The organism is Flavobacterium sp. (genome assembly GCF_046073885.1).
In the GTDB taxonomy this organism is placed as follows: Bacteria; Bacteroidota; Bacteroidia; order Flavobacteriales; family Flavobacteriaceae; genus Flavobacterium.
On record NZ_JBJTND010000031.1, the window covers coordinates 1 to 7,130 of the forward strand.

5 protein-coding genes are annotated in these 7,130 nt (G+C 32.7%); 4 read left to right on the forward strand and 1 reads right to left on the reverse strand.

Annotated elements, in window-relative coordinates; genetic code table 11:
* Positions 1-754 (forward strand): T9SS type A sorting domain-containing protein (locus ACKOWY_RS04875; RefSeq protein WP_408940324.1); only part of this gene is annotated, 754 nt, incomplete at its 5' end.
* A 126-nt stretch (positions 755-880) separates the two neighbouring features.
* Here the strand turns inward: ACKOWY_RS04875 and ACKOWY_RS04880 are convergent.
* Complete coding sequence (locus ACKOWY_RS04880) at positions 881-2,470, reverse strand: peptide chain release factor 3 (protein WP_408940325.1); 1,590 nt, start codon at positions 2,468-2,470, stop codon at positions 881-883.
* Positions 2,471-2,691: 221 nt separating this feature from the next.
* Here ACKOWY_RS04880 and ACKOWY_RS04885 point away from each other — a divergent pair, with 221 nt between their 5' ends.
* Genes ACKOWY_RS04885 through ACKOWY_RS04895 form a run of 3 tightly spaced genes read left to right on the forward strand, consistent with a single transcriptional unit; the run spans position 2,692 to position 7,036 of the window.
* Positions 2,692-4,656, forward strand: a complete 1,965-nt coding sequence (locus ACKOWY_RS04885) for a peptidylprolyl isomerase (protein WP_408940326.1) — start codon at positions 2,692-2,694, stop codon at positions 4,654-4,656.
* Positions 4,657-4,668: 12 nt separating this feature from the next.
* A complete protein-coding gene (locus ACKOWY_RS04890; protein WP_408940328.1) occupies positions 4,669-6,072 on the forward strand; it encodes a peptidylprolyl isomerase in 1,404 nt (467 codons plus the stop codon).
* Positions 6,073-6,082: 10 nt separating this feature from the next.
* Positions 6,083-7,036 carry an AAA family ATPase gene (locus ACKOWY_RS04895; RefSeq protein ID WP_408940327.1) on the forward strand — a complete coding sequence of 318 codons (954 nt, stop codon included), beginning with the start codon at positions 6,083-6,085 and terminating at the stop codon, positions 7,034-7,036.
* Positions 7,037-7,130: the final 94 nt, after the last annotated feature.

Genomic DNA, 7,130 nt, shown 5'->3' on the forward strand with positions numbered 1-7,130 from the left:
ATATCGTTTCAAAGTAACGAACTTGTCAAGTAATGCAGTTCAAACTATAGATAGAAGTTTAAGAGAATTTAGATTCAATTTATTGAGCAACATTCCTTACAACACGTTGTTTAAAGTTGAAGTAGCAGTTAAAAACACAGACGGTACCTATTTACCATACGGACCAAGTTGTAACGTAACTACTCCGTTGTTCCCAACAACCAGCTTACAAGATTCTCAATGTGATTATGTAGCTGCAAGTAACAACGAGTTGGTTTATGCTAAATTAGTAGCTAATGCAACTAATTACAGATTCAACTTCACTAATACCGCATTGTCTTATGGATATACATTTGACACGGTATTGAGAGTATTTGCCTTGAACACTGTTCCAGGATTAACACCAAATACTACGTATTCTGTAAAAGTAGCAGTGAAAATAGGAGGAGTATGGGGACCATATAACAAAATATGTACACTTACCACTCCAGGAACTGTTAAACCAACAACTGCTGTGACAAGCGAATCGAACTTTGATGCAACAGCTTATCCAAACCCATTTGCAGCTAACTTCAAGCTGAATGTTACTACAAACAGCGCAGAAGCATTGCAAGTGAAAGTATACGATATGTTAGGTAAGTTAATTGAGAATTCAGTTATCGATCCAATCCAAGTAAGATCGTTTGAAGTAGGAAACAATTATCCATCTGGAGTTTACAATGTGATTGTAAGTCAAGGGGATCAAATTAAAACCCTACGCGTTATTAAAAGATAATACTTAGTGATATCTAAATAAATAAAACCCCTCCTCAATTTTGAGGAGGGGTTTTTATTTGTATGTAATTTATCACAAAAAAAAAGGCTTTGCATTGCAAAGCCTTTTTATAATTACTTTGGATTGTTAGTCAAATTCAGAAGTGAAAAATAATTTCACACTTGGGTATTTACTTTGTGTCATTTGAATCGTGAAATCAGAGTCGGCTAGAAATACCAATTGATTGTATTTGTCATGCGCCAAGAATTTTTGTTTTACTCTTCTAAACTCTTTGAACTCTTCATTTTTTGCATCATCCGGTTTTACCCAACAAGCTTTATGAACGGGGAAATTTTCATAAGTACATTTTGCTCCATACTCATGTTCCAATCGGTATTGAATTACTTCATATTGAAGCGCTCCAACTGTACCGATGATTTTTCGGTTGTTCATTTCCAAAGTAAATAATTGTGCAACTCCCTCGTCCATTAATTGATCTACACCCTTTTCCAATTGTTTTGCCTTCATTGGATCGGCATTGTTGATGTATCTAAAATGCTCAGGAGAAAAACTCGGAATTCCTTTGAAATTCATAATTTCTCCTTCTGTTAAAGTATCGCCAATTTTGAAATTTCCGGTATCATGTAATCCTACGATATCACCTGGATAGGAAATATCTACTATTTCTTTTTTCTCTGCAAAAAAGGCATTCGGACTTGAAAATTTTAAACTCTTATTCAATCGAACATGAGTATAAGGTTTGTTTCTTTCAAATGTTCCCGAAACGATTTTAATAAACGCTAATCGGTCACGGTGTTTTGGATCCATGTTGGCATGGATTTTAAATACAAAACCCGATAATTTTTGCTCCTCGGGATTTACTAATCTTGTATCTGATTCTTTAGCTCTTGGTGTTGGTGCAATTTCAACGAAACAGTCTAAAAGCTCTCTAACTCCAAAGTTATTCAATGCTGATCCAAAAAATACGGGTTGTAAATTCCCAGCTAAATATTCTTCCTTGCTAAATGCTGGATATACTTCTTCAATTAATTCTAGTTCCTCACGCAACTTGTTTGCCGGATTTTCTCCTATTAATTTATCAAGTTCCGGACTCATAAGATCGGAAATAGCTATCGTGTCTTCAATATTTTTTCTGCTATCCCCGCTAAAAAGATTAATGTTTTTCTCCCAAATATTATAGATACCTTGAAAGTCATAACCCATTCCTATTGGAAAACTCAACGGAGTTACTTGAAGTCCCAATTTCTTTTCAACTTCATCCATAAGGTCAAATGCGTCTTTTCCTTCTCGATCTAATTTATTGATAAATACAATAATTGGAATTTTACGCATTCTGCAAACCGAAACTAATTTTTCTGTTTGTTCCTCAACTCCTTTAGCAACATCAATAACCACAATTACACTATCAACTGCAGTTAATGTTCTAAAGGTGTCTTCGGCAAAATCCTTATGTCCTGGTGTATCCAAGATGTTGATTTTTTTGTCTTTATAATTAAAAGCCAAAACCGATGTGGCAACAGAAATTCCTCTTTGGCGCTCTATCTCCATGAAGTCACTCGTTGCGCCTTTTTTTATTTTATTATTTTTAACTGCTCCAGCTTCCTGAATCGCCCCTCCAAAAAGTAATAATTTTTCGGTTAGGGTTGTTTTTCCAGCATCGGGATGCGAAATGATCCCGAAAGTTCTGCGGCGTAATATTTCTTTTAAAAAACTCATAAATTATATAATGGATTGCAAAAATACTATTTATTAAATAAATAACTAATGCAAGTTGCCATTTCAAATTGCTTATACTGTTTTCTGTTAATAAATTTTTGTTAATAGTAAGTTCTAATGTTGTTTAATACTTCCTATTTGTTACTTTTGTTGATTGTATTTAGATTTTCTAAATGTCAAATTGATATTGTTTAGTATAACTTATTTTAATTATAAATATAATGAAGTTAAAGCATGTTTTTTTAGGATTTTTGATGGTTTTCGCTTTGGTAGCAAATTCACAAACTAACACCAAAGAGGTATTATTTACTATTGATAATAAGCCTTTTTATACCGATGAATTCATACGAGTTTACAATAAAAATTTAGATTTAGTTAAAGACGAATCACAAAAAGATTTAAATCAGTATCTCGAATTATTTATTGGTTATAAATTGAAGGTGACCAAAGCAAATAAATTGGAATTGCAAAATAATACGCAATACCAAAACGAGTTAAAAAGCTACAGAACCCAGTTGTCTAAAAATTACACTACTGACTCTAAAGTGACTAAAGAACTAGTTGATGAAGGTTATAAAAGATTACTTAAAGAGGTAAATGCTTCGCATATCTTAATATTAGCTGACGAAAATGCAGCTCCTACAGATACCTTAGCTGCCTACAATAAAATTATGGGTATTCGTGAAAGAATAGTGAAAGGAGAAGATTTTGGTGCTTTAGCAGCAGAATTTTCGCAAGATCCTTCAGCTAAAGATAACAAAGGGAATTTAGGATATTTTACCAGTTTTAAAATGGTTTATGCTTTTGAAAATGGAGCATATAAAACTCCAGTTGGTACCGTATCAATGCCTGTTCGAACTCGATTTGGGTACCACTTGATCAAGGTTAATGATGTTAGAGATAATCGTGGAGAGATTGCGGTTGCCCATATCATGATTTTGAAAAATAAGGACGGTGTAGCAGTAGAAGACGCTAAAGAAACCATCAATGATATTTATAAAAAAATCCAACAGGGCGAAAAATTTGAAGAATTGGCTAAGCAATTATCTGAGGATAAATCATCTGCATCAAAAGGTGGGGTGTTAAATAGATTTGCTTCAGGTCAATTAAGCTCTGAAGAATTTGAAAACCAAGCTTTTTCTTTAACTAAAGAAAATCCAATATCGAAGCCTTTTGAAACGAGCTTTGGTTGGCATATTGTTAAATTTATTGATAGATATCCAGTTAAATCTTATGATGAATCCAAAGCAGAACTAGAAAACAAAATAAGTAAAGACGATCGTTCTCGATTGATTACAAATTCATTGACAGAAAAATTAAGAGCAAAATATCCTATTCAAAAAGATACTAAATTATATAGTGCTATTTCTAAAGCGGTTACTGATGACTTCTTTAGTAATAAATGGGCAGTTCCTACAGATACTAAAAAATACGATAAAACATTATTTACTATCGGTTCAACAAACTACAAAGGGACCGATTTTCTAGAATATGTTTACGCAAAACAAAAAGGAGGTTCAGCAATTAGACCTGTTTCAAAACTTACTAGTTACTTATTTGATTCTTTTGTAGATGAGAAAAGAAACCAATATTACAATGATAATTTAGAGGTTGAATTCCCAGAATTTTCTGCGGTAATGGATGAATATCGTGACGGATTGTTGTTATTTGATTTAATGGATAAAGAAATTTGGCAGCGTTCTAAAACCGATACTACAGGTTTAAAAGCTTTTTATGAAACTCAAAAAGACAAGCACCTATGGAAAACGAGAGTAAACTGTGAAATTTATTCTTCAACTGATTTGAACAAAATGAAGAAGGTTTTAAATATGTTGAAGAAAAAACAAACTTCAAAAGACATTAAAGAAAAATTCAATACCAAAGATAATGTTAGCGTTATGTATTACGAAGGTATTTATGAAGAGGGTGCAGATGCTTTGCCAAAAGGCACAAAAATGGAGTTAGGAGTTTCTGAAATTACAAATAAAGGAGAATATTATTATGTAACTAGTGTAAAAGAAGTATTACCTGCTGGTACAAAAACATTAGATGAATGCCGAGGAAAATTAGTAAATGACTACCAACAATATCTTGAACAAAACTGGGTAAATGAACTTAAAAAAGAGTTTACTGTAAAAGTGGATACGGCAGTTTTTGAAAAAGTTAAAAATCAAATTAAAAAATAAAATAGAATAATGATGAATGTATTGAATTGTAAACGATTACTAGGTAGCTTCCTTTTTTTAATTGGTTTTTACGCAAATGCCCAGGAGATTATTAAAGATAAAGAGCCTGAAAAAACTCCTGTAGTTCAACAAAAAAGACAAAAAGTTGACGGTATTGTTGCGACTGTTGGTGATTATATTGTTTTGGATTCTGATATTGATAAGGCCTTTTTAGAAATTGAAAGCTCTGGAAATTCTACTAAAGATATTACCCGTTGTCAAATGCTTGGTAAATTGTTGGAAGATAAATTATATGCACACCAAGCAATTCAAGATTCTATTGTTGTAAAAGACGAAGAGGTAAAAGAAAAAATGAATCAACAGCTAGATTATATGGTTGAGCAGTTGAAATCAATGGATAATGTAGTGAAGTATTTCAAAAAAAGTAGTGAAGATGAATTCAAAACGGAACTTTTTGAGATATTAAAACAGCAAAAATTAGCTGCAGAAATGCAGAAAAAAATTATTGATCCAATTCAAATTACTCCTGAAGAAACTAGAAATTTCTTTAAAAAAATCCCTGAATCAGACCGACCACTTTTGGGAGCCGAATTAGAAATGGCACAAATAGTAATAACCCCCAAAGTTTCAGAGCTAGAAAAACAAGCGGTGATTAATCGACTTAGAGAAATAAAAAAAGAAGTATTAGCGGGTGCTAGTTTTACTACAAAAGCGGTTTTATATACTGAAGATCCAGGGTCGAGATCAAGCGGAGGTTTCTATAAAATAAATAAGAAAACGCCTTTTGTAAAAGAATTTAAAGATGTTGCTTACTCCCTGCAAGAAGGCGAAATTTCAGAACCTTTTGAAACGGAATTTGGTTTTCATATTATTTATTTGGAAAAAATTAAAGGGCAAGATCTTGAATTGCGTCATATTTTAATGGCTGCAAAAATTACTCCGGATGCTTTAAAAGAGGCGAAAGATAAAATTGAATTAATAAGAAAACGCATCCTTGATAAAGAAATAACTTTTGCGGAAGCTGCAAGAACTTTGTCAGATGAGAAAGAAACAAGAGCAAACGGAGGGACTTTAATCAATCCGAAAACTCAAGACACTCATTTTGAATTAACCAAAATGGATCCAGAATTCTATGCGCAAGTTTCTAATATGAATAGTGGAGATGTTTCTCCGGTGATTTTAGATGAAGATCCTAAAGCAGGAAAAAGATATAAAATTATTACTGTAACTAATAAAATAGATCAGCATATAGCTGATTTCAGTAAAGATTATACTAAAATTAAAGACCTTGCACTTAAAGAAAAGCAAATTGATGCTATTGCTAAATGGTCGGAAACAAAAATTAAAGAAACGTACATAAAAATTAATGGAGACTATTCGAATTGTACGTTCACAAATAATTGGTTAAAGAAATAAAAGTAATTCTATGTCAGATGTTGCTGCAATACAAAGTTTAGTTCAAAAGAGAGTCGAACTAAAAAAAGAAATCTCCAAAATAATTATTGGGCAAGATGTGGTTGTAGACCAAGTTTTGTTGAGTATTTTTTCGGGGGGGCATGCGCTTTTGGTTGGGGTTCCCGGATTGGCCAAAACGTTAATGGTTAATACCATTTCTCAAGCTTTGGGATTGGCATTTAAGCGGATACAATTTACTCCCGATTTAATGCCTTCCGATATTTTAGGTAGCGAAATTTTAGATGAAAACCGTCAGTTTAAATTTATTAAAGGACCAATCTTTTCGAATATTATTCTTGCCGATGAGATCAACAGAACACCTCCAAAAACCCAAGCGGCTCTATTAGAAGCCATGCAAGAGCGTTCGGTTACTATTGCTGGGCAAAACTATAAACTGGATTTACCTTATTTTGTTTTAGCAACGCAAAACCCTATTGAGCAAGAAGGGACTTACCCTTTGCCGGAAGCGCAATTAGACCGTTTTATGTTTGCTATTAAATTAGATTATCCTTCTTTTGCAGAGGAAGTAGAAGTCGTTAAAAGTACTACATCAGATTCAAAACCAACTATAAATCCATTGTTTTCTGCTCAAGAAATTATTGATTTCCAACACTTAATTCGTCGAATTCCTGTTGCCGATAATGTGATTGAATATGCGGTTACTTTGGTAAGTAAAACCCGACCAGATAATTCACTATCTAATGAATATGTAAAAAATTATTTAGATTGGGGTGCTGGACCTAGAGCTTCTCAAAATTTAATTTTGGCAGCCAAAGCAAATGCAGCTTTCAATGGAAAATTCTCTCCAGATATTGAAGATGTCAAAGCGGTTGCTATTGGAATCCTACGTCATCGAATCATTAAAAACTACAAAGCAGATGCCGAAGGCATTACAGAAGAAATGATTATCGATAAACTACTCTAATTGTGCAAATTGATATTGTTTCAATTCCTTTTATAATAACACTTCTTTTGATTTGATAAATACACAGTTATTTTGTTAATTGTTTAATATCTAT

Bases quoted from the DNA above. Each gene is read 5' to 3' on its own strand.
- ACKOWY_RS04880 (WP_408940325.1), bottom strand. From the start codon at position 2,470: ATGAGTTTTTTAAAAGAAATATTACGCCGCAGAACTTTCGGGATCATT.
- ACKOWY_RS04885 (WP_408940326.1), top strand. From the start codon at position 2,692: ATGAAGTTAAAGCATGTTTTTTTAGGATTTTTGATGGTTTTCGCTTTG.
- ACKOWY_RS04890 (WP_408940328.1), top strand. From the start codon at position 4,669: ATGAATGTATTGAATTGTAAACGATTACTAGGTAGCTTCCTTTTTTTA.
- ACKOWY_RS04895 (WP_408940327.1), top strand. From the start codon at position 6,083: ATGTCAGATGTTGCTGCAATACAAAGTTTAGTTCAAAAGAGAGTCGAA.